This is a genomic window from Lysobacter stagni, from assembly GCF_030053425.1.
Classification (GTDB): domain Bacteria; phylum Pseudomonadota; class Gammaproteobacteria; order Xanthomonadales; family Xanthomonadaceae; genus Lysobacter_J; species Lysobacter_J stagni.
The window spans coordinates 1,807,913-1,829,567 of sequence record NZ_JASGBI010000001.1 but is presented as its reverse complement, the minus strand read 5'-3'; the positions used below and the strand labels follow the sequence as shown (position 1 = coordinate 1,829,567).

Genomic DNA, 21,655 nt, shown 5'->3' with positions numbered 1-21,655 from the left:
GACCGCGCGAACGGTGCGCGCCTCAGTAGTTGCGCGCGCCCATCAAGCCGACGGAATAACCTGCCTTGCGCAGCCTCGACGTCGCACGCGCGCTGAGCGAGACCAGCACCAGCAGGCCGACCAGCGGAACCAGCATCAGCACGATCAGGACGATGCGCAGCCACAGGGGATAGCCAAGGCCACGCCCCATCCGGTAGATGCCCATCCACGACATCAGCAGGCACAGCAGTGCCAACATCGCCATGGGTGCCAGGCCGATGCGAAGTACCCCCGCGGCCACGTACAGCAACATGGCCCAGATGGCCTGCTTCTGGCCGCCAACGACGTCATCGAGCAGATCGTTGCCGCGTTCGCGCGTAACGACGCTGGCGTTCGGACTCTGATACGGATTCTCCACGTTTCCCCCTGACGTGTTGACGGAATGTCCGGCGTTGCGGATTCAGATCTTGAAGTACACCTTGCGCGCATCCAGCAAGCGCACCACGCCCCACCACACCGCGACGAAGCACAGCGCGTACGCCAGTGACGGTACGAACGGGCCGAAGCGCGGCGTCATCCAACCGGCGAAACCGTGCTGGTACAACGGTTCAAGCCAGCCGAACGCGACCAGCGCATACAGCATGAACGCCGAGCCGGCGTACGCCGCGATCGCGTTGACGCCAAAGGCGCGGCCCAGTGCGGGCCAGCCGCGGCGATCGACCAGTGCATGGAATGCCGCCAGTACCCAGCTCGCGATGCCGCCGGTCCACAGCACATATGCAGGCGTCCACAGGTTCTTGTTGAACGGCTGCCAGTACGAGAGTGCCCAGCCCGCGAGCATCGCGACTGTGCCGGCCATCCACAACGAACGTGAGTCGCCGCGTCGCAGCCAGTCGCCGGCACGGATGCCCAGCAGCGTGGTCGCCAATGCGCCCAGTGTGCTGACCAGGCCTTCCGGATCGTGGCCGCTACCGGTCGCTGCATCGAGCTGATAGACGTGCACGCCGAGCACCGCGTGATCGATTCGGCTGGCGATGTTCACGAACGGTTCGAGCGTTCCACCGGCGGCCAGCAACCACGCATAGCCGGCCAGCAACGCTGCCAGCAACGCCCATTGCGTGCGTGGTCGCACATGCAACGCCACCACGCCGGCGAGCGCGAAGCACAGGCCGATGCGCTGGAGCACACCCATCACGCGGTAATGCGGCAGTTCGAACGCCCACAGTGCGCACAGGTGCAGGAACAGGCCCAGGCCGACGATGCGCGCGCCGCGCAGCAGGACGGTCTTCGTCAGTGCGCCCACGTCGTCGCCGCGCTCCAGGCGCGGCAACAGCGCCAGCGCGATGGACGCGCCGGCGATGAACAGGAACATCGGGAAGATCAGGTCGGTCGGGGTGCAGCCGTGCCACGCCGCGTGTTCGAGCGGCGCATAGACGTGGCCCCAGTCGCCCGGGTTGTTGACCAGCAGCATGGCAGCGACCGTGATGCCGCGCAGGGCATCGACGGACGCGAAGCGCGTGTCTGTTGCGCTCAAGCCGCCTGCGTCAGCGCGACGCCGATCTGGTCTTCGATGGCGCCCAGGTCCGGAAGGAACGCCGCGTCCTCGTTGAGCAGCACGCGCGCCTGCACGCCGTTGGGCAGCGGGTTGTGGTCCTCGACCACCATCAGCGCCTCGCGGGACACCGTCACCAGTCGCGGGAAGCCCTGCGTCAGCAGCGCGAAGTACGGTGCGCGCGGATTGCCGCCCAGCGCGCGCAGCACGACCACCTTGCTGCCCAGTCCGCCGCGTTCGTTGGCCAGGCCGGCCAGTCGTGCGAAGGCCACCAGCGGCAGCTGCCAACCGCGCCAGCGCATGCGGCCGAGCAGCCAGTCCGGCGCACCAGCGACGGCGTCCGGCTCCGCATACGACAGCACCTCGGCGATGGTCGCGTTGGGCAGGAGCAGGCGGCCGCCGGCCACCTGGATCAGCACGCCCCGGATGTCGCTCTCGGTACCGGGAAGCTGGACGGGATTCGGATTGGCCATGATCGTGATCCTAATTCGGCACGCTTAGTGCCAGCGCGCGGCCAGGCGCGCGGCGAGTTCGACCGGCTGGCCGGCGTCGGCGCCGCGCGCGATCAGCGCACTGGCCGCCGCGGCGTCGTAGCAGCCGTCGGGAGCCTGACCGGCGACCAGCGCACCGGCCCAGGAGTGGTTCATGGCCGCATCGACACGGGCCGGGTCGCTGCCGCTGAGCATCAGCACGGCCGAATCGGCCGACGGCAGCGCGGAGAGCACGTCGCCGTCGCCTTCGGTGAAGCGCATGCCCGATTCGCTGACCGACAGGCCGATTTCGTTCGGAAGGATGTAGATCGTGCCCGGCATGGTGATCAGGCCTGGCTCGGCCAGTCGCACCTGCAACGGCGTGGCGCGCTGCATCTGCGCGACGAGGCGGTCGTAGCGGCCGCCGTCGAGGCGCTGCTGCACCAGCACCGGGCGCGGGAAGCCTTCCGGCAGCCCGCTCAGCAGCTGGCGCACGGCGTCGGGGCCGCCGATGCCGGCGAGCACCAGCACGGCGCCGTCGATCCGGGCCGGTGCGCGGTCCTCGACCAGCTCCAGCGAGGAAATGCGGCGTTCCAGGTCACCCAGGTCGCGCTGGAAACGGTGATCCGCGGCGGACGGCTTGGCGGCCGCTTCCGCGGATTCGTCCGCGAAGGACCAGTCCGGCGCGGCCGGAGCCGGCGCGGGCTCTGCAGGCGCGGCCAAGTCCGGGGCGGCGCCATCGCGGCTCGCATCGAACATCAGGACGGGCGCGGCGGCCGTGGTCTCGACGACCGTCGGCGCGTCGGTGGGCGCCATCTCGAAATCGAAGCTGGACTCGAACGGCTGGACCACGATGTCATCGACGCCGACCGACAGGCCAGGCGTTTCGTCGACCAGCGACAGCGACATTTCCAGATCGGCCAGCGGCGCGGCGATTTCCACCGCATCGAACGATTCGAAGGTGGCTTCCGCGGCGACCGGGTCGAACGCGTTGTACGTCGCTTCGTGCGTGAACTGCGTCATGACCGGAACCTCGACAGCGGGCGCCGGCGCATCGACGGGCGCCAGTTCCAGCGTGGGTTCGATCGCGCGCACCGGCGCGACGGGCGCTTCGACAGGCGCCTCGACGACCGGCGGAGCGACGACGGGCACAACCGCCGGCGCGGCCGCTTCCACGACCGGCGCAGCGACCGGCATCACCACCGCATCGGCCACCGATGCGGCCGGATCCGGGACGATCGCGTCTTCGGGTTCATGGCCCGGCGGCAGCACGTCGCCATGGCCATGCAGCTTGGCCGCCAGGTGACGCATCCAGCGGGCGAGGTCCCAACCTTCGCGGGTCGCCGCCAGCGCGGCTTCCTCGTAGATCACTTCCACCGACGGATTGGCCAGGACCGGATCGAAGCGCTCGATGATGTCTTCCGTCACCGGGTCCAGCGCAACCACCACCACCTGCGCGGCGGACTGTTCCAGCTTCGCCGGATCCAGCGTCGTCGGATCGGCTTCCAGCACCAGGTTCGCACCGGCGTCGGCCAGCGCCGAGCGCAGGCGTTCGCACGCTGCGCCCGGTCGCGCCAACAACACCGCGCGACGCGAGGATTCACTCATTCCGCGTGGCCCCTGCTTCGATGCCCAGCAGTTCGTACACGTTGCGGATCAGTTCCGGTTCCTGGTACGGCTTGCCGAGGTAACGCTCGACACCGATCTCGAACGCGCGCTGGCGATGCTTGTCGCCGGTACGCGAGGTGATCATCACGATGGGCACGCCGCGCAGACGCGAGTCGCCCTTCATTGCGGTGGCCAGCTCGTAACCGTCCATGCGCGGCATTTCGATGTCGAGCAGCATCAGGTCCGGCACGCGTTCGGCCATGCGTTCCAGCGCGTCGATGCCGTCCTTCGCGGTGAGCACCTCGAAGTTGTGGCGCTCGAGCACGCGGCCGGTGACCTTGCGCATGGTGACCGAGTCGTCGACCACCATGACCAGCGGCACGCGGCGGGTTTCCACCGGCACTTCCGGCACGGCGACGTGGTCGCGCGGCAGCAGCGCCTGGCGACGCACCAGCGGTGCGACGTCGAGGATCACCACGACGCGACCGTCACCCATGATGGTGGCGCCGAAGATGCCCGGCACCGATGCGACCTGCGGACCGACCGGCTTCACCACGATTTCGCGGTTGCCGATGACCTGGTCGACGCACACGGCGGCGCGCAGGTCACCCGAACGGATCATCAGCAGCGGCATCTGCAGCGCGCCTTCGGCCTTGGCGGTGCCATGGCCGACCAGCGTGCCCAGGTCGTGCACCGCGTAGTCCTCGCCGCCGTAGCGGTAGGTCGCGTCGACCATGTCCAGGCGATCGCGGGCGATGCGGCCCACGCCGCGCACCGATGCGATCGGCACGGCGAAGGTGGTCTCGCCGATGCGCACGAACACGGCCTGCGTGACCGCCAGCGTCTGCGGCAGGCGCAGCGTGAAGGTGACGCCCTTGCCGGGGACGGAGGCGATGTCCAGCGTGCCGCCGAGCTGGCGGACTTCGCTGGCGACCACGTCCATGCCCACGCCACGGCCGGCCAGTCGGCTGACCGATTCGGCAGTGGAGAAGCCCGGTTCCAGGATCAGCGCGTCGATGGCCGCGTCGGACAGCGTGGCGCCGTCCGGCACCAGGCCGCGCTCGCGACCGCGGTTGAGGATGGCATCGCGGTTCAGGCCAGCGCCGTCGTCGCCGACTTCCAGCACCACTTCCGAACCTTCGCGGCGCACCGCGATCCGGATGGTGCCTTCCTCGGACTTGCCGGCCTTCTTGCGCTTGTCCGGCGTTTCCAGACCGTGCGCGACGGCGTTGCGGAGCATGTGCTCCAGCGGCGCGGTCATGCGCTCGAGCACGTTGCGGTCGAGTTCGCCCTGGGTACCGTCGAGCTTCAGCGCGACATGCTTGCCCAGTTCGCCCGAGGCCTGGCGCACGACGCGGCGCAGGCGCGGCAGCAGGCCGTCGAACGGCACCATGCGCGTGCGCATGAGGCCTTCCTGCAGCTCCGAGCTCACGCGCGACTGTTGCAGCAGCAGCGTTTCGTACTGACGCGTCAGGTCGTCGAGCGTGGTCTGCAGGCTGGTCTGGTCGGCCGCGGATTCCGCGAGCGCACGCGACAGCTGCTGCAGCGTGGAGAACTGGTCGAGTTCGAGCGGATCGAATGCCTGCTCGCCGTCGTCGCCCTCGCGCTGGTAACGCGCGACGATCTGCGCTTCGGTTTCGATTTCCAGTCGGCGCAGCTGGTCGCGCATACGGGTGTTGGTGGCCGCCATTTCGGCGATCGCACCACGGAACGCACCCAGCTGCTGCTCCAGGCGGGCGCGATAGATCGCGACTTCACCGGCGTAGTTGACGAGGCGGTCGAGCAGGTCGGCGCGGATGCGCACCTGTTCCTGCGGCGCACGCACACCGATGTCGTCCTCGTCGGCGGCCGGCTGGTCGCTGATCGGCGCGGACAGCGGACGCAGCTCGGCATGCGGAACATCCGCGTGCGCGGGCGCTTCGGCCGCCGGCTTGGCTGCCGGCTTGACCGCGGGCTTGGCGACGACCGGCGCGGCCGCCATCGAGGCGATGGCCTTGAGCGTGGTCTCGCCGCGCGAACGCGCGTCGAACTCGGCGATGAGCGCATCGGGCATGGCGATCGCGCGGCGTTCGCCGACACGGGTGACCATCGCATGCAGGCGGTCGAAACCGCGCTCCAGCAGCGGCACGCCATCGCGGCCCAGTTCGCAGCGGTTTTCCACCACCGCTTCGAGCAGCGATTCCATGGCGTGGCCGAGTTCGCCCACGGCCATGATGCCGGCCATGCGCGCGCCACCCTTGATGGTGTGCAGGTCGCGCTGCAGACCGACCAGCGATTCGCGCTCGGTCGGCGCCTCGCGCAGCTGCGCGAGCAGGCCGTCGGAATGATCCAGCAGGTCGCTGGCTTCCTCGACGAAGATGTCGACCAGTTCCGGGTCGAGTTCGCTCAGGTCGAGCGCTTCGTCCGGATCCTCGGCGGTGGCCAGCGCCTGCGCGATGAGCGCGGCAACAGCCGGCTCCTGCTCGTCCACGGACGGCGCGGCGGGCGCGTACGCGACCTCCTCCACCTCCGGCAGATCGTTGGCGCTGGGCAGTTCGGCGAAGGTCGCGTGGCCTACCGGAGCGGTTTCGATCGTCGCCTGCTGTTCGCGGGCCGCACGGTCGGCTTCGGCGTACTGGGCCTCGAGGCGCGCGTATTCCTGCTCCTCTTCGACCAGGCGCGCGGCTTCGAGGCGTTCGGCCTCCAGACGCTCGGTGGCCAGGCGTTCGGCTTCCAGCAGCTCCGCTTCGATGCGCTGCTGCTCCAAACGCGCGGCTTCGGCGCGCTGCGCGGCGGCGGCCTGCTCGGCGGCAGCACGGCGTTCGGCTTCGGCGCGTTCGGAGGCCTGTGCGAGTTCGGCCTGCGCGCGGTCCGCTTCCAGACGCTGCGCCTGGGCAAGCTCGGCGGCTGCACGTTCCGCGGCCAGGCGCTCGGCCTGCGCACGTTCGGCTTCCAGGCGCTGGGCTTCGAGACGTTCGGCCTCCAGGCGTTCGGCCTGCGCGCGGGCCTCTTCCTCGCGCCTGAGCAGCGCGAGACGTTCGGCTTCGCGCTGCTGTTCTTCCAGCGCGAAACGCTCGGCTTCCACGCGTTCGACATCGATGCGTTCGGCGTTGGCGACTTCGATCGCCTCGCGTTCGGCTTCGATGCGACGTGCTTCGGACAGCTCCGCCTCGACGCGCGCGGCGTGCGAGGGATCCTCGATGTCGGGACCGATGTCCTCGGCCAGATCGGTGAACTGGCTGAGGTCGATGGCGGTGTAGGCGATCGCCGGTTCGGCGTCGATGTCGACCGGCATGGCCTGACGGGCATCCGGCAGGCTGTCGCGCAGGGCGCGCATGCGCTCGGCCAGGCCCTCGAAGGCCGGGATGCGCGGCGCCGGGGTCTTGAGCGTTGCCAGCGTGCGGCGGATCGCGTCGGCGACGTCCGTCATCGCGGCCACGCCTTCGGCGCTGGCCGGCTGGCCGGAGGCGAGCAGGCGCTTGACGTAGACCTCGGTCGGTCCGGTGATCTCGGTGATCACCGGCACTTCGGTCATCGCGAAGGCGCCGTTGAGCGTGTGGAACGCGCGCTGCAGGCCGTCGTCGACGGCGCGCGGCTCCGGCATGGCGAGCCATTCCTCGATGGTCGCCAGGTGGCCGCTGACTTCGGCGTCGAGGATTTCCAGCAGGACCGAGTCGACCGAGGCGGGCATGCCCTCTTCGACCAGGGACGAGGCGTCGAACGCGATCGGTTCGGGCACGTCCTCGAAGCTGATTTCCTCGACCTCGAAGCCTTCGTCGATCGATGCGGCGTCGAGGATGTCGAGGTTGACCGCCTCGAGCGTGAGGTCCGCGGCGACGATCGGCTCCACCACCGCAACGACGGGCGCGGCGGCTTCCACCGGCTTGCGCTCGCTGGGAACGTAATGCGTTTCGTCGCCTTCGGCGAGGCGATCGGCGTGGCTTTCCATCGCCGCCAGGTCGGCGGTGATCGCGCCTTCGTTGCGCAGCGCGGCGTGCAGTTGCGGCAGCGCGGTGTACGCGTGGCCGACCAGGCCGATCACGGCCGGGCTGGCCGGACGCGTGCCGTCGAGCACGCGGTTGAGCAGGTTCTCGATCTTCCAGCTGAACTCGCCAAGGGTCTTGGCGCCGACGAGGCGACCCGAGCCCTTGAGGGTGTGGAAGACGCGACGGATCGGACGCAGGCGCTCGCTGTCCTCCGGCGCCTCGTGCCATACCGGCAACAGGTCGCCGAGGTGACGGATCTCCTCGTCGAGCTCCTCGAGGAACACCTCGCGGATCTCGTCGTCGATGTCGTCGCTGTGTTCGAAGCCACCGGCCGCGATCTGCTGCGGCGTGGTCGCCACGGCGACCGGAGTGGGCGCGGGTGCAGGCGGTGCGACGGGCGCCGGCGCGGCGGGCGCGACCGGTGCCGCGACGGATGCCGGGAGTGCCGCGTCGAACGCGGCCGACTTCACCGCGCCGTCGAGCGTGATCTCGTCGGTCAGTTCGAAGTCCGGCACCTTGGCCAGGTCTTCGCGGCTGATCGGCGAGGTCGGCGCCATCGTGGCGGCGATGTCGAATTCCGGCAGCGGCCAGTAACGCAGCGTTTCCAGGCTCTGGCGCGTGATGTCCAGGATGTTGTTGCGGTTGGGGCGCTGCTCGCGCAGCGCTTCCAGGTAGTACTCCAGGCTGGCGAGCGCATCGGCCAGCGTGTCCAGCTGCTGGCCGTTGGGCACACGCTTGCGGCCGATCAGCTCGACCTCGGTGTAGCGCTTGACACCGGTGAGGTAATCGGCCGGCTGTGGCAGCTCGAGCATGCGCAGCGCGCCGGACACTTCGTCCAGCACGCGCGGGACTTCGGCCAGCTCGGCGTGATCCCAGTTGGTTTCCACGAAGGCCACGAAGGCCTGGCGGGCATCGCCGAAGTTGGCGATGGCCTCGCGCACCAGCACGTCCAGAACCTTGCGGGCCTCGCCGGCCAGCATTTCGTCTTCCGCACGGTCGTCGGGCAGGCCCAGGCGCGAGACCTGGTCGTCCAGCGAGGCGTCGACGTAGAGCAGCGCGCCGGCGACATCGAGCAGCGCGCCCTCATCGGCCGGACGCTTGCCCGAGGTGATGTCGTGCATCGCATCGCGTTGCTGCAGCACCACGGTGCGTGCGACGCCCAGGCCCATCATGCCCAGCGTGTCGCTGACGCGGCCGAGGGCTTCCACCTGCGGCTTGAGTTGCGCCACGTCGGTCTGGCCGGTGCGCAGGTGCAGGTCCAGCGCGTCCTTCACGCGCAGCAGGTCTTCCTTGATCGCTGCGGCCACGGTATCGAGCAACGCGCGGTTGCGGCCGCTGAGCGAGCCGCGGGCGTGTTCGAGCTCGGACTCGCTGGGCAGGTGCGCGGCGAGTTCGAAGGTGTGGCGCAGGTCGTCAAGCGCCGGATGGCGCCCGTCGCTGTGTGCGACGTGGTAGAGCAGCTGGCGGGTGGGTTCCGCGGCGGGCTCGCCGCGGTGCGCGCCGAAGCCGTCGTCGGACAGCATCAGGCGGGCTTCACGCTCCACGCCGCCGAAGGCCTGGCGCAGCGCGCGCGTGGGCGGCAGTGCGCCATCGCGCAGCGCGCCGGCGACCGACGAGGCCACCCACAGCATGCGGCGCACGGGTTCCAGCACGACTTCGCCGAGCAGGCCGTCGATGGCGCCGGCGAGCTTCTCGGTCTGGGTCGGCGTGCCCTCTTCAGGCCAGTTCGCCAGTGCATCGCGCAGCGCGGCCAGGTTGGCCGACGCGGCACCGCGCATCGCCGCCGAACTGGGCAGGTTGGCAGGCAGCGGACGGTCCAGGTCCGGCGAGAACAGGACGCTTTCGTTGAGCCCCGCTTCGCCGCGCGTGGCACGCAGCTCGTTGAGCAGCGGCAGCAGCACGATCGGAATGTCGCGATGGCCGCCCTGCAGGCGTTCCAGATAGTCCGGCAGCAGCACCACGCCGCGCATCAGCGCCGCGCAGGCTTCGTCGCGATCGGCGACTTTGCCCTGCTGCAGCGCGAGCGCCAGGCGCTCCATTTCCTCGGCGACCATCGCCGGGGCATAGAGCTCGACCATGCGCAGCGTGCCGTGCACCTGGTGCAACTGGTCGGCGCAGTGGCGCATGCGGCTGACGTCGGCGGGATTCTCGGCGTATGCCTCGATCTCCTGCTGTGCCAGGCGCAATGTCTCGTCCAGCTCGGGCTTGATCCAGCCCAGCGTGGTGGTGTCGATCGCCTCTCGCATCACGGTCATCGTCCACCTCGCATGGCGGCGAGGCGGCCCCGTTTACGGTGGCCGTTGGTGAAAACGTTCATGCCCCTGTCCTGTCCCGGGTCAGGCCGGCAGCTTGAAGTCGGCGACCGAGCGGCGAAGGTCGGCGGCCAGTTGCGCCAGGTTTCCAATCGATGCCGCCGTCTGGTTCGCACCCTGCGAGGTCTGCGCGGTAATCGACTGGATGGTGTTCATCGTCGCGGTGATGTTCGATGCCGCGCTGGACTGCTGCTGCGCCGCGCTCGAGATGCCCTGAATGAGGTTGGACAGGTCGGACGACACCTTTTCGATCTCGCCCAGCGCCGTGCCCGCGTCTTCGGCCAGTCGTGCACCGGCGACCACTTCCGAGGTCGTCTGTTCCATCGAGGACACCGCTTCGTTGGTGTCGGACTGAATCGTCTGGACCAGCGTTTCGATTCGCTTCGTCGCGTTGGACGCGCGTTCTGCGAGTCGCTGCACTTCGTCGGCCACGACCGCGAAGCCGCGGCCCGCTTCACCTGCCGAGGCCGCCTGAATTGCGGCGTTCAGCGCCAGGATGTTCGTCTGTTCCGAGATGTCGTTGATCAGTTCCACGATCGAGCCGATTTCCTGCGACGACTCACCCAGTCGCTTGATTCGCTTCGAGGTTTCCTGGATCTGGTCGCGAATGCTGTCCATGCCCGCGATCGTCTGGCGCACGACGCCCGCACCCTTGGTCGCGATCTGCACCGAGCGCTGCGCCACGTCCGCCGATTCGGCCGAGTTGCGCGACACCTGGTTGATCGAGGCCGCGATTTCGCTGATACGGCTGGAGGCGGAGTTGATTTCCTGCGCCTGGTGTTCGGCGGCCTCGGCCAGGTGCATGGCGGTGGCCTGCGTTTCCTGTGCGCTGGCGGCGACCTGCACCGACGTGTCGGTAATCGTCTGCACCAGGCTGCGCAGCTGTTCGACGGCGAAGTTGATCGAGTCCGCGATCGCGCCGGTCATGTCCTCGGTCACGGTCGCCTTCACGGTCAGGTCGCCTTCTGCGAGCGAACCCATTTCGTCCAGCAGGCGCATGATCGCCTCCTGGTTACGGTCGTTGAGTTCCTTCGTGGTCAGGTAGCGCTGGCGGTTGGTGCGGTTGATCGACACGATCAAGAACAGAATCGCGATGACCGTGATGGCACCGGAGATCATCGAGACCCACAGGTTGCCCAGCAGGCTGGTGTCCTTCAGCGAGCCGAAGGCCGTGAACGCCTGGAACAGCGCCTGGCTGTCGGTCAGCAGCTTGTTGGAGCCGCCGGTGATCGATTCAGCCGCGGCCTGCGCGGCGAACAGGTTCTGCGACGAGGACAGGATCGCGTCCAGGTCCTTCTTCATCTCCAGCCACAGGGTCTCGGCCTGGCCGAGGGCGTTAAGTGCGTTGCTGTTGCCCAGCGGGGTCACGCCGAACGCGGCGTCGCCCTTGCGCAGGCCCGTCAGCACGTTGCCGAACACCGCGGCGTCGCGGCCCAGCGCTTCACCGGCGAGCGCGGCACCGCTGCCGCCGGCGCGGATTTCCGTGATGCGGCGGGACATGGTTCCCGAGAGCACGACCTGGCGCAGCGCGATGTAGACCTGCGAGGACGGCGAACCGGAAGCCGACATCGCGCGGACCAGTTCGTCCAGGCGCGCCTGCAGCTGCGGCACGCGGCTGGTGAAGCTGTCGGCGTTGCCGGCCAGGGCCAGCACGGCCTTCTCGGAGGCGAGCACCTGGTCGGCGCTCTTGCCCAGCGGGCCCCAGGTGTCGGACACGGTCCGGATCGGACCGGAGACGCCCGTGGTGTCGCCGAAGTTGGCGTTGAGCTGCTGGACGTCCTTGACGATCTGGTTGCGCGTTTCCTTGAACGCGGCGAACGAGGCGGCGTCGCCGCTGACGGCCTCCTGGCCCTGCACCGCGAGCTTCTGCGAGTTCACCTGCAGGTCCGAGGCGGACGAGCTGGCGCCACCGAGGCGCGCCGCCTTCCAGGTCGCGTAACCGGTGTTGAGGCCGACGATAAGCAACGAGACGCCCAGCACGACCAGCCAGGTGTTGGCGCCAAGGCTGCGGCCCTTGCCGGCAGCGCTATCCATAACAGTGCTCATGGTTCGACCTCGGAAGTAGTGCTGCTAATGCGATGCGGCATCTCGGAAGCCGCCTGGCGGAATTCGGGCGTGCGGGCCAGCCGATCCAGGCTGAAGATGCCCCACGTGTGTGGTTCGAGGCGGTAGGCGCGCTCGACGAAATTGGCGTAACGCCCCTGGCTGAGCGCTGTCAGCGCGCTGTCGTCCGACGGGTCGGACTCCAGTTCGACGCGGTGCTGCTCGTTGAAGCTGCGCTGGCCGTAGAGCTCGTCGATCAGCACCGCCACGTCGCCGCCGGGCTGGCGGACGAGCAGGATGCGCTGGCTCTCGTGCAGAACGGTGCGCTCGCCCTCCAGGAACTGCTTGAGGTCGACGATGGGCAGCAGGTTGCCGCGGACGTTGGCCAGGCCCAGCAACCAGGGCTGTGCGCCCGGCACCTGCGTGACCTGCGGCAACGGCAGGATTTCCAGCACCTCGCCGAAGCCCGATGCGAGCCGGCGTGCGCCGATGCGGTAGCCCACGCCGCGCCACAGACCGGGCGCGTCGAGCTGCTCGGGCAGGCCGACCACGTGCGCCAAACTGCGGCGCTCGTAGTCCACCAGCACGTCGAACGGCGACTGCAACATCTACTCAGGCACCCAGCAGCGCGTTGATGCGCGCGATCAGTTCGTCCTCGCGCGGCGGCTTGACGATGTAGTCCCGCGCGCCCTGGCGCATGCCCCAGGCCTTGTCGGTGTCCATGCCCTTGGTGCTGACGATCAGCACCGGAATGGTGCTGGTGGCCGCATCGCGCGAGAGCGCACGCGTGGCCTGGAACCCGTTCATGCCCGGGAGCACGACGTCCATCATCACCAGGTCGGGCTGCTCGCGCTTGCAGGTCTCGATACCGTCCTCGGCATTGCCGGAGGCCAGGACCTGGTGACCGTTGCGCTCGAGGAGCTGGGTCAGGACCGCCGTATCGGTCGGCGAATCCTCGATCAGAAGAATACGTGCCATTTCTTGCCCTACCCCCCGGTTCAGGCGTTTACGTGCGTGCGGATCGCGTCGAGCAGTTCTTCGCGTGTGAATGGTTTCGTCAGGTACTGCTCGGAGCCGACGATGCGGCCACGGGCCTTGTCGAACAGACCGTCCTTGGAGGACAGCATGATGACCGGCGTACCCTTGAAAAGATGGTTGTTCTTGATCAGCGCGCAGGTCTGATAGCCATCCAGCCGCGGCATCATGATGTCCACGAAGATGATCTGCGGCTGTTGATCGGCGATCTTCGCCAGCGCTTCGAAGCCGTCGGTGGCGGTAACCACCTCACAGCCTTCGCGCTTGAGCAACGTCTCGGCGGTTCGGCGGATGGTCTTGGAGTCGTCAATCACCATGACCTTGAGACCGCCGAGGCTGCCGTTGCGGACCTCGTCTAGCATTTTCGAATTCCCCCATGCGAATGCCGCGTGTTTGCAGGCACTTCGCCAGTCGCCTTTATTCCAATCCCGGCTTGCGCTGTCAAGCAGCGTTTACAGCGGGCATGCTGAATGCGCCGCGGAACCGGTCGGGCCGGCGCCGCCACCGGGTCTATCGCGGGGACCGGGGTTCCGGTCACGGGGCGAAGCTGGGCACGCACGTTGCATATACCTGATATATCGGGCTTTTCCGAGCGTCCAAGCGCCAAGCCGGGACGCCGGTTCCAGTCTGCGCGACCCTCGCCGGAGGCACCCCCGAGTCAGTATCGCCGGGGCCGATGACCGCCTCGCGACGGACCGCAGATTTCCATCCATCCGCGCCGGGCGGGGCCGGATCGCCTGCTACCATCGCGCCATTCTTCACCCCGCCGTGCCTATGCCGCTCGACATCGTCGTCGTGATGGACCCCATCGGGTCGATCAAGATCGCCAAGGACTCGACCTTCGCCATGCTGCTGGAGGGACAGCGCCGTGGCCACCGGCTGTGGTACGTCCGGCCGGGCGGGCTGTCCGTGCGCGACGGCGCCGCCGAGGCGCTGGCCGCCCCGCTGCAGGTGCGCGACGACAAGAACGGCTGGTTCGAGCTGGACGCCTTCCAGACGCTGCACTTCGGCCCGGGCCAGGTCGTGCTGATGCGCAAGGACCCGCCGGTCGACAGCGAATACATCCACGACACGCAGGTGCTCGGCCTGGCGCAGACCGCCGGCGCGCTGGTCGTGAACGACCCGCAGGGCCTGCGCGACTACAACGAGAAACTCGCCGCGCTGCTGTTCCCGCAGTGCTGTCCGCCGACGGTGGTGAGCCGTGACGCGGCCACGCTCAAGGCATTCGTCGCCGAACACGGCGAAGCGGTGCTCAAGCCGCTGGACGGCATGGGCGGCCGTTCGATCTTCCGCGCGCGTGCCGGCGAAGCCAACCTCAACGTGATCCTGGAAACGCTGACGCAGGGCGGCCACAGCCTCGCGATGGCGCAGCGCTACCTGCCGGAGATCAGCGACGGCGACAAGCGCATCCTGCTGGTCGATGGCGAACCGGTGGACTACTGCCTGGCGCGCATTCCGCAGGGCGACGAATTCCGCGGCAACCTCGCCGCCGGCGGTCGCGGCGAAGGTCGTCCGCTGAGCGAGCGCGACCGCTGGATCGCCGCACAGGTGGGCCCGGAGATGAAGCGCCGCGGCATGCTGTTCGTCGGCCTGGACGTGATCGGCGACTACCTCACCGAAGTCAACGTCACCAGCCCCACCTGCATCCGCGAACTGGACGCGCAGTTCGGCATCAACATCGCCTCGGCCCTGTTCGACGCGATCGAAGCGCGCATGGTCGCGCCCGCCACCGCACGCACCGCATGAGCACCCTGGCAACTCCCTACGAAGACGCGGGCAACGGCCGCGTCAGCGCAACGTTCGTGCTGTCGCTGCTGGTGCACGGCATCCTGTTGCTCGGACTGGGCTGGACGCTGGAGAACGCCGCGCCGGTCATGCCGACGCTGGACGTGATCCTCACCCAGACCACCACCGCGCTGACGCCGAAGCAGGCCGACTTCCTTGCCCAGGCCAGCAACCAGGGCGGCGGCGAACACGACAAGAGCACGCGGCCGCGCGAAGCGCAGTCCGGTCCGCTGCCGCAGGCGGCCACCGGCATCGCGCCGCGCGAGTTGCGCGCGCAGTCGCCCGCGCCGCAACCGGCACCGCAGGCACGCGTGGTCGCCAGCACGCGCGGCGAAACCGCCACCCCCACGCCGCGCAGCACGCCTTCGCCGAGCGAACGCCCGCTGCCGCGCGGCCAGGAGAAGATCGAACGCGACATGGCGATGGCACGCCTGGCCGCCGAGATCCACATGCGTTCGGAGCGTTATGCCAAACGGCCCACGCGCAAGTTCGTCTCGGCCAGCACGCAGGAATACGTGTGGGCCGGCTATCTGCGCGAATGGGTCGACCGCGTGGAACGCGTGGGCAATCTCAACTACCCCGACGAAGCCCGCCGTCGCCGCCTCGCCGGCCAGGTGGTGATCAGCGTGGCGATCCGCCGCGATGGTTCCGTGGAGCGCGCGGACATCGTCAAGACCAGCGGCATTCCGCTGCTGGACGCTTCCGCGATGCGCATCGCCAAGCTCGCCGAGCCCTACCCGCCGCTGCCGCGCACCGAGGAAAACCCGGACGTGCTGCACGTGACCCGCACCTGGAGCTTCCTGCCGGGCGGCACGCTGGTCGACGAGTAGTCATCCCCGCACAAGCAGGGATCCACGCATCGGCTTCATCACCCGTCCGGCAATTACGGCTGGCGGCCAGCGTGTCACGTCGTGAAGTTGGATCCCCGCCTGCGCGGGGATGACAGCAAGCGGGATCAGCGCTTGGAATCGCGCAACGCCTGCTGTTCCTGCAACGTGAGGGCGACGTTGTTGCGCAGGTAGGCCGGCTCCACGCGATCGGCCGGCACCGCATCGCCACGCGCGAACGCCAGTGTGCCCAGGCGTGCGACATCCGCTGCATGCGGCAGCTGGGCGGCATCGATGGACACGAAACGCGCGGACAGCCGCGACGACAACGCGCCGTCGGCCGCGCCGAAACCGGTGCCGACGCCGATCCAGCCGCCCTCGCCGCCCGGCACGATCACGCTGTCCGGTGCACCCACGCGTTCTTCGTCGAGTGCACGCGCATCGCCGTCCTTCAATTCGAACGCGCCGCTGTAGACCTCGCCCATGCGCGCGTCGATCGCGGCCAGCACGCGCAGCGTTGCACCTGGAGCGGCGTCCTGCGCGCGCATCGCCAGCGCGGCCAGCGTGGACACCGCCACCACCGGGCGATCCAGCGCGAGCGCGATGCCCTGCACCAGTGCGATCGCAAGACGCACGCCCGTGAAGGCACCGGGCCCGCGACCGACGGCAATGCCGTCCAGCTGCGAACGCTTGAGGCCGGCCTGCGCCAGCAGCTCGTCGGCCCAGGGCAAGGCGAGTTCCGCATGACGGCGCGGCGCCAGTTCGAAACGCTCGCGCACCTGGCCGTCGATCGACAGCGCGACCGACAGGGCTTCGGTGGAGGTTTCGAAGGCGAGCAGCTTCATGGCGGCGATTCTAAGGGCAAAGATTCCAGGGTGGCCTGCGCCGTGTCCGGCGCGAAGAACGCCTGCACGTCCTCGATGCTCCGTGTCTTCGGCAACGGCGGCAGCGAGTTGAGGAAGACGCTGCCGTAGGTCTTGCTGGTCAGGCGGGGATCGCACAGCACCAGCACGCCGCGGTCGCTTTCGTTTCGGATCAGGCGGCCGGCGCCCTGCTTCAGCGCGATCACCGCCTGCGGCAGCTGTTCATCGCGGAACGGGTTGCCACCGTTGCGGCGGATCGCGTCCAGGCGCGCTTCGAACACCGGGTCGTCCGGTGCGGCGAAGGGCAGTTTGTCGATCACCACGACGCTGAGTGCGTCGCCGGCGACGTCCACGCCTTCGCGGAAACTCGCCGCACCCAGCAGTACGCCGTTGCCGGAGGCGCGGAAGCGGTCGAGCAGCACCGGACGCGGCGCTTCGCCCTGGACGAACAGCGGCCACGGCCCGCCCTTGAGCAGCTCCGCCGCTTCGCGCAGCGCGCGATGCGAGGCGAACAGCACGAAGGCGCGACCGCCGGAGGCTTCGAGCACGGACCGGATCTTCTCGACCATGCTCTCGGTGTAATGGCGAACCGTGGGATCGGGCAGGCCGCGCGGCAGGTAGCACAGCGCCTGCGTTTCCCAGTCGAACGGGCTGGGCACCAGCAGCGTGTGCGGCGGGTCCTCGCCTTTGAGATAGAGGCCGAGCTTGATCGCGAAATGCTCGAAGCGCCCGCCCACGGCGAGCGTCGCCGAGGTGAACACCCACGCCGCCTGTGAGCGCGCGCGGTGCTGCGCCAACGGGCCGGCGACGTCGAGTGGCGTGCGGCTCAGGCGAAACCCACGCGCGGTGAGTTCGTACCACAGCACGCTGTCGTCGACATCGCGCTTGGCCGGAACGCCCGGCTCTTCGCCATCGTCCCGTCCCTCACTGCCCTCGACGGCATCGCTGTCGTCGGCGGCGGTCGCCTCGCCGTCGCGCCAGCGCTTCAGGCGGCCTTCGAATTCCACCGCGCGTGCGGCACAGGCGTCGAAGCCCGGCGATGCAGAGGCGTAAGGCTGCACAGCCCCGTGCAGCTGGCGCAGCGCATGTTCGAGTACGTCGAAGGCTTCCTCGACGGGCACTTCCTCGGCCGCGCGACGCCGCGTGCCGCGCACGGGCAATTCGTCCATGGCGGCGCGCAATGCGCGCACAGCCTGTTCCAGCGCGCGCGCGGGTTCCTGCACGGCGGCCAGCGCGGACGGCACCTGCTTGCATTCGGTGAGCGCGTCGCGCGCCAGCTCCACCAGCGGACGCGCGCTCAATGCTTCGCCGAAGAACTGCGCGGCCAGTTCCGGCAACTGGTGCGCTTCGTCGACGACGAACGTCTGCGCGCCAGGCAGGATCTCGCCGAAGCCTTCCTGCTTGAGCGCCAGGTCGGCCAGCAGCAGGTGATGGTTCACCACGACCAGGTCGGCGGCCTGTGCGCGCTGGCGCGCCTGCACGACGAAACAGTCGGCGAAGAACGGGCATTCGCTTCCCAGGCAGTTCTCGGCGGTGCTGGTGACCATCGGCAGCAGCGGCGAGTCTTCCGGCAGTGCGTCGAGTTCGGCCAGGTCGCCCATGCGCGTGCGCCCGGACCACGACACGATGCGCTGGAACTGCGCGGCCATCTCGCGCGTGGCGAAACGCGGCTCACCCTGCGCCTGGCGCATACGGTAGTGGCACAGGTAGTTCGCGCGGCCCTTCAGCAGCGCGGTCTTCAGGCCGATTCCCAGCGCATCGCGCACGCGCGGCAGGTCGCGGTGGTACAGCTGGTCCTGCAGCGCGCGCGTGCCGGTGGAAACGATGGTCTTCTTGCCCGACACCAGCGCGGGTACGAGGTAGGCGAAGGTCTTGCCGGTGCCGGTGCCGGCTTCGGCCAGCAGCGTGCCGCGGTGATCGATGGCTTCGGCCACCGCAGCGGCCAGGTCCTGTTGCGCCGGGCGCGAGGCGAACGACGGGATGTTGCGCGCCAGCTCGCCGCCTTCGGCCAGCGCTTCGCGACTGGCCTGCGCCAGGCGGCTGGCGGGGGTGAGCGTTTCGTCTGCCGATGGCGCCGCAACTTGCATGGATTCTCGACGTGCCCTGGTGATCGCATGGAGGTGGCATGCGGACGCCGGCCGTCGTCGACGGCCACCCACTCACGACACGCGCCGATCACGGGACTCGCGGGACGGCTCCGGGCCGTCGCTGCGCACACGGCCCTATTCTAGGCCGCGCACGTCTGCACCGCGTGGGCTGTCTCAGTAGCGCACGGGTGCGGCGACCGTGCAGGCGTCGCGTTCGCGGCGCGCGTCGGCCACGCCTGCGCCCGGCACGTCGATCGGCGTGGGCCGCGCCTGGCGTACCTGGGCGATGGTTTCCCAGTGGCGGCGGCACAACGGGCCCACCTTGGAACCGCGGTCGATCGCCTGCTTCGCGAGGCGCTCGGCGGTGTCCAGGTCCGTGGTCAGCAACGCCGCTTCCGCGCGTTCCTGCAGCAACGCCGGATCGTCCGGGTTGATCTGCAATGCGTGGTCGAGCGACGCGGCGGCCTGATCGTACTGGCCCGCCTTCTCGAGACGCTCGGCGTCTTCGCGCAGGTCCTCGACCTGCGGATCGCGGATGGGCTTCACGTCGAGCTCGCTGCTGGCCACGTCGCCGGCGGCGCGGATGGCGGTGACGGCGGCGCGGGCATCGAACACCGGCGCCGCAACAGGCGGCACGGTGGTGCAGGCCGCCAGTGCGCTCACGCCGAGCGCGATCAACGCCATCCGGACGCGATGGGACTTCTTCACTGCTGATTCTCCTGCGGCGGCGCTTCCTCGCGCGGCTGTTCCTCGTCCTTCTTGCCGAAGCCGAACCACTCGCGCCAGCCGCCGCCTTCCTCGGCGACAGGTTCCGGCGCCGGGCACGGCGCATACGGCGGCGCGAAGCCGGCGACGAACGCGAAGCGGCGCGCGCCGGCGCAGTCGGCATCGGTGGTGTTGGACGCGATCGTCCACTGCCAGTCAATGCCCTTGCTGCCGACTTCCAGCGGCGCGGTGGGCAGGCGCGAGAAGATCGCCGACCACACGCGCATCGCGCCCGTCGCGCCGTACAGGCCGGTTTCCTTGTTCTGGTCGTTGCCGACCCAGATCACCGCGAGGTGATCGCCCGTCCAGCCGGCGAACCAGCTGTCGCGCCCGTCGTTGGAGGTACCGGTCTTGCCGGCTGGCGACAGGCGACCCAGTCCGTCGCGCACCAGCTGCGTGCCGGTACCGCTGGACACCGCCTGCTGCAGCGCGATGGTGATCAGCCGGGCGGCGATGGCATCGCCTTCCTGCGCGGGCGCGGGCTCCTTGTCGTAACGGTTGAGCGCCTTGCCGTTGGCGTCGAGCACGCCGCGCACCGCGTGCAGCGGCTGGATCTCGCCGCCGGAGGCCAGGAACTGATAGAGCTGCGCCATCGCGTACGGGCTCTGGTCCATCGAGCCGAGGATGAGCGCCGGATTGGGCTCGGCCTCGATGCCGGCCAGCGTGCGGATCAGGCTGGCGATGCGCTCCGGGTCCACCTGCATGCCCACGCGCACCGTGGCCTGGTTGTAGGACATGGCCAGTGCATCGACCAGACGCACCGTGCCGTGGCTGCGGCCATCGGAGTTGCCCGGCGTCCAGCTCTTCTTCTTGCCCAGCGTGACGGTAACCGGCGAATCGTCCACCCACGTGGCCAGCGAGTACTTGCCCGGCTGCGCCAGCGCCAGCAGGTACACGAACGGTTTGAGCAGCGAGCCCACAGGACGCTGCGCCTCGACGGCGCGGTTGAAGCCGTGCTCGGCGACGCTGCGACTGCCGACCACCGCCACCACTTCGCCGTTGTGCACGTCGGTGACGACCAGGCCGGTCTGCAGCGGCGGGCGGCGCTTGTTGTCCAGACCCTTCAGCGTGCGCGACACGGCACCTTCGGCCATGGCCTGCGCCGACGGCGACATGCCGCTCATGACGCTCAGGCCCGCGCCGGCCAGCGCGTCGGCGGGGTAATCGCGAGCGAGCTGGCGGCGGACCAGGTCGACGTATGCCGGGAAGCGGTTGGCGGCCGTGCTGCCCGGGTCCTTGGTGACGCCCAGCGGTGCCTTCAGAGCGCGCTGGTACTCCGGCTCCTGGATGAGGTCGGTCTCGCGCATCTCGCCGAGCACGAAATTGCGGCGTTCCAGCGCGCGTTCGGGATTGCGGCGCGGGTCGTACCAGGACGGGCCGCGCACCATGCCGATCAGCAGCGCGATCTGTTCGGTGCTGAGGTCGGCCAGATCGCGGCCGAACCAGAACTCCGCACCCGCGGCGACGCCGTGGATGGCCTGTGCGCCGCGCTGGCCCAGATAGACCTGGTTGAAGTAGGCCTCGAGGATCGTCGCCTTGTCGTAGCGCGCTTCCATCAGCAGCGCGTAGAGGATTTCCTTGCCCTTGCGGCTGATCGTGCGTTCCTGGCCGATGCCGAGCAGGCCGCTGCGGGCAAGCTGCTGGGTCAGCGTGCTGCCGCCCTGCGGACGACCGGTGGCGGTCTTGAAGGCGGCACGCACCATGCCGCTGACGTCGATGCCGTGATGGCTGTTGAAGTCGCGGTCCTCGACCGCCTGCAGGCCGGTCACCAGCAGTTCCGGCACTTCCTTCAGGCGCACCAGGCGGCGTTCTTCCTGCTTCTGGCCGTACAGCGTGGCGATGCGCGCCGGGTCGAGCCGCGCGATCTTCAGCGCCCGCTTCTTCTCGGCCTCGCGCACGGAGGAAACCTTGCTGCCCGAGAGCGCGACCTCGATGCGACGTGCGGGCACCTGGCCGTCGACGTCGTTGAAGCCGCGGCTGGAAATGAGCCAGCGGCTGCCGTTGCGCGAATAGGTGCCCGGACGGACACCATCGCCCTCGTGGTACGCCGCGGCGTCCAGTTCGGTCTTCAGGGTCGCCGAATCCAGTGCCAAGCCGGGAGCGACCTCCAGCGGGCGGGCGTACACGCGGGTGGGGATCTGCCAGCGCAGCTGGCCGAAGCGTTCGCTGACTTCGTGGTTCAGGTACAGCGTGTAGGGGATGAGGAAGCCCAGTCCCAGTCCGATCGCGGCCAGCGCCCAGGTGACCAGGCGGCGGCGCCATTGCGGGGATTCGCTGTCGTCGGTGGTTTCGTCTTCGTCGTAATCGATCTGGGCCACGGGATGCGACAATCAGCCAGAGTGCGCCGCAGTCTATCTCAGCCGG

15 protein-coding genes are annotated in these 21,655 nt (G+C 69.1%); 2 read left to right on the top strand and 13 right to left on the bottom strand.

The annotated features are described in order from the left end of the window. Window positions 1-22: 22 nt before the first annotated feature. The 9 genes from QLQ15_RS08280 to pilG form a co-directional block, all read right to left on the bottom strand. On the bottom strand, window positions 23-397 hold the full coding sequence (locus QLQ15_RS08280; protein ID WP_283212342.1) for a hypothetical protein: 375 nt from the start codon (window positions 395-397) through the stop codon (window positions 23-25). Window positions 398-439: 42 nt separating this feature from the next. Continuing rightward, window positions 440-1,513 carry an acyltransferase family protein gene (locus tag QLQ15_RS08275; protein WP_283212341.1) on the bottom strand — a complete coding sequence of 358 codons (1,074 nt, stop codon included), beginning with the start codon at window positions 1,511-1,513 and terminating at the stop codon, window positions 440-442. Beyond that, a complete protein-coding gene (locus QLQ15_RS08270) occupies window positions 1,510-2,004 on the bottom strand; it encodes a chemotaxis protein CheW (RefSeq protein ID WP_283212340.1) in 495 nt (164 codons plus the stop codon). Before QLQ15_RS08270 ends, QLQ15_RS08275 begins: the two co-directional genes overlap by 4 nt. Window positions 2,005-2,028: 24 nt before the next feature. Further along, window positions 2,029-3,609 carry a chemotaxis protein CheB gene (locus tag QLQ15_RS08265; protein WP_283212339.1) on the bottom strand — a complete coding sequence of 527 codons (1,581 nt, stop codon included), beginning with the start codon at window positions 3,607-3,609 and terminating at the stop codon, window positions 2,029-2,031. After that, the gene (locus QLQ15_RS08260) at window positions 3,602-9,829 is read right to left on the bottom strand and encodes an Hpt domain-containing protein (RefSeq protein WP_283212338.1); all 6,228 of its coding nucleotides are present in this window, start codon (window positions 9,827-9,829) and stop codon (window positions 3,602-3,604) included. Before QLQ15_RS08260 ends, QLQ15_RS08265 begins: the two co-directional genes overlap by 8 nt. Window positions 9,830-9,910: 81 nt before the next feature. Further along, window positions 9,911-11,932, bottom strand: a complete 2,022-nt coding sequence (locus QLQ15_RS08255; protein WP_283212337.1) for a methyl-accepting chemotaxis protein — start codon at window positions 11,930-11,932, stop codon at window positions 9,911-9,913. After that, window positions 11,929-12,534, bottom strand: coding sequence for a chemotaxis protein CheW (locus tag QLQ15_RS08250; protein WP_283213970.1), 606 nt, complete (start codon window positions 12,532-12,534; stop codon window positions 11,929-11,931). The genes QLQ15_RS08255 and QLQ15_RS08250 overlap by 4 nt, the downstream gene beginning before the upstream one ends. Before the next feature lie 7 nt (window positions 12,535-12,541). Further along, window positions 12,542-12,907: a response regulator transcription factor gene (locus QLQ15_RS08245; protein WP_283212336.1), complete on the bottom strand. Its 366-nt coding sequence runs from the start codon at window positions 12,905-12,907 to the stop codon at window positions 12,542-12,544. A 20-nt stretch (window positions 12,908-12,927) separates the two neighbouring features. Beyond that, window positions 12,928-13,326: a twitching motility response regulator PilG gene (pilG, locus tag QLQ15_RS08240; protein WP_115843698.1), complete on the bottom strand. Its 399-nt coding sequence runs from the start codon at window positions 13,324-13,326 to the stop codon at window positions 12,928-12,930. 412 nt (window positions 13,327-13,738) lie between these two features. On the opposite strand from pilG, the gene gshB reads away from it, so the two are divergent. Together gshB and QLQ15_RS08230 are read left to right on the top strand one after the other, a co-directional pair. Continuing rightward, window positions 13,739-14,710 (top strand): glutathione synthase, encoded by a 972-nt coding sequence (gene gshB / locus QLQ15_RS08235; protein WP_283213969.1) that lies wholly within the window; start codon window positions 13,739-13,741, stop codon window positions 14,708-14,710. Further along, window positions 14,707-15,579, top strand: coding sequence for an energy transducer TonB (locus QLQ15_RS08230; RefSeq protein ID WP_283212335.1), 873 nt, complete (start codon window positions 14,707-14,709; stop codon window positions 15,577-15,579). Before gshB ends, QLQ15_RS08230 begins: the two co-directional genes overlap by 4 nt. A gap of 125 nt (window positions 15,580-15,704) precedes the next feature. Here QLQ15_RS08230 and tsaB read toward each other — a convergent pair whose 3' ends face one another. The 4 genes from tsaB to mrcB form a co-directional block, all read right to left on the bottom strand. Next, on the bottom strand, window positions 15,705-16,421 hold the full coding sequence (gene tsaB / locus QLQ15_RS08225; RefSeq protein WP_283212334.1) for a tRNA (adenosine(37)-N6)-threonylcarbamoyltransferase complex dimerization subunit type 1 TsaB: 717 nt from the start codon (window positions 16,419-16,421) through the stop codon (window positions 15,705-15,707). Further along, window positions 16,418-18,526, bottom strand: a complete 2,109-nt coding sequence (gene yoaA / locus QLQ15_RS08220; protein WP_283212333.1) for a DNA repair helicase YoaA — start codon at window positions 18,524-18,526, stop codon at window positions 16,418-16,420. Before yoaA ends, tsaB begins: the two co-directional genes overlap by 4 nt. A gap of 174 nt (window positions 18,527-18,700) precedes the next feature. Continuing rightward, window positions 18,701-19,234 (bottom strand): tetratricopeptide repeat protein, encoded by a 534-nt coding sequence (locus QLQ15_RS08215; RefSeq protein WP_283212332.1) that lies wholly within the window; start codon window positions 19,232-19,234, stop codon window positions 18,701-18,703. Next, a complete protein-coding gene (gene mrcB, locus QLQ15_RS08210) occupies window positions 19,231-21,609 on the bottom strand; it encodes a penicillin-binding protein 1B (protein ID WP_283212331.1) in 2,379 nt (792 codons plus the stop codon). Before mrcB ends, QLQ15_RS08215 begins: the two co-directional genes overlap by 4 nt. Between the last annotated feature and the right edge of the window lie 46 nt (window positions 21,610-21,655).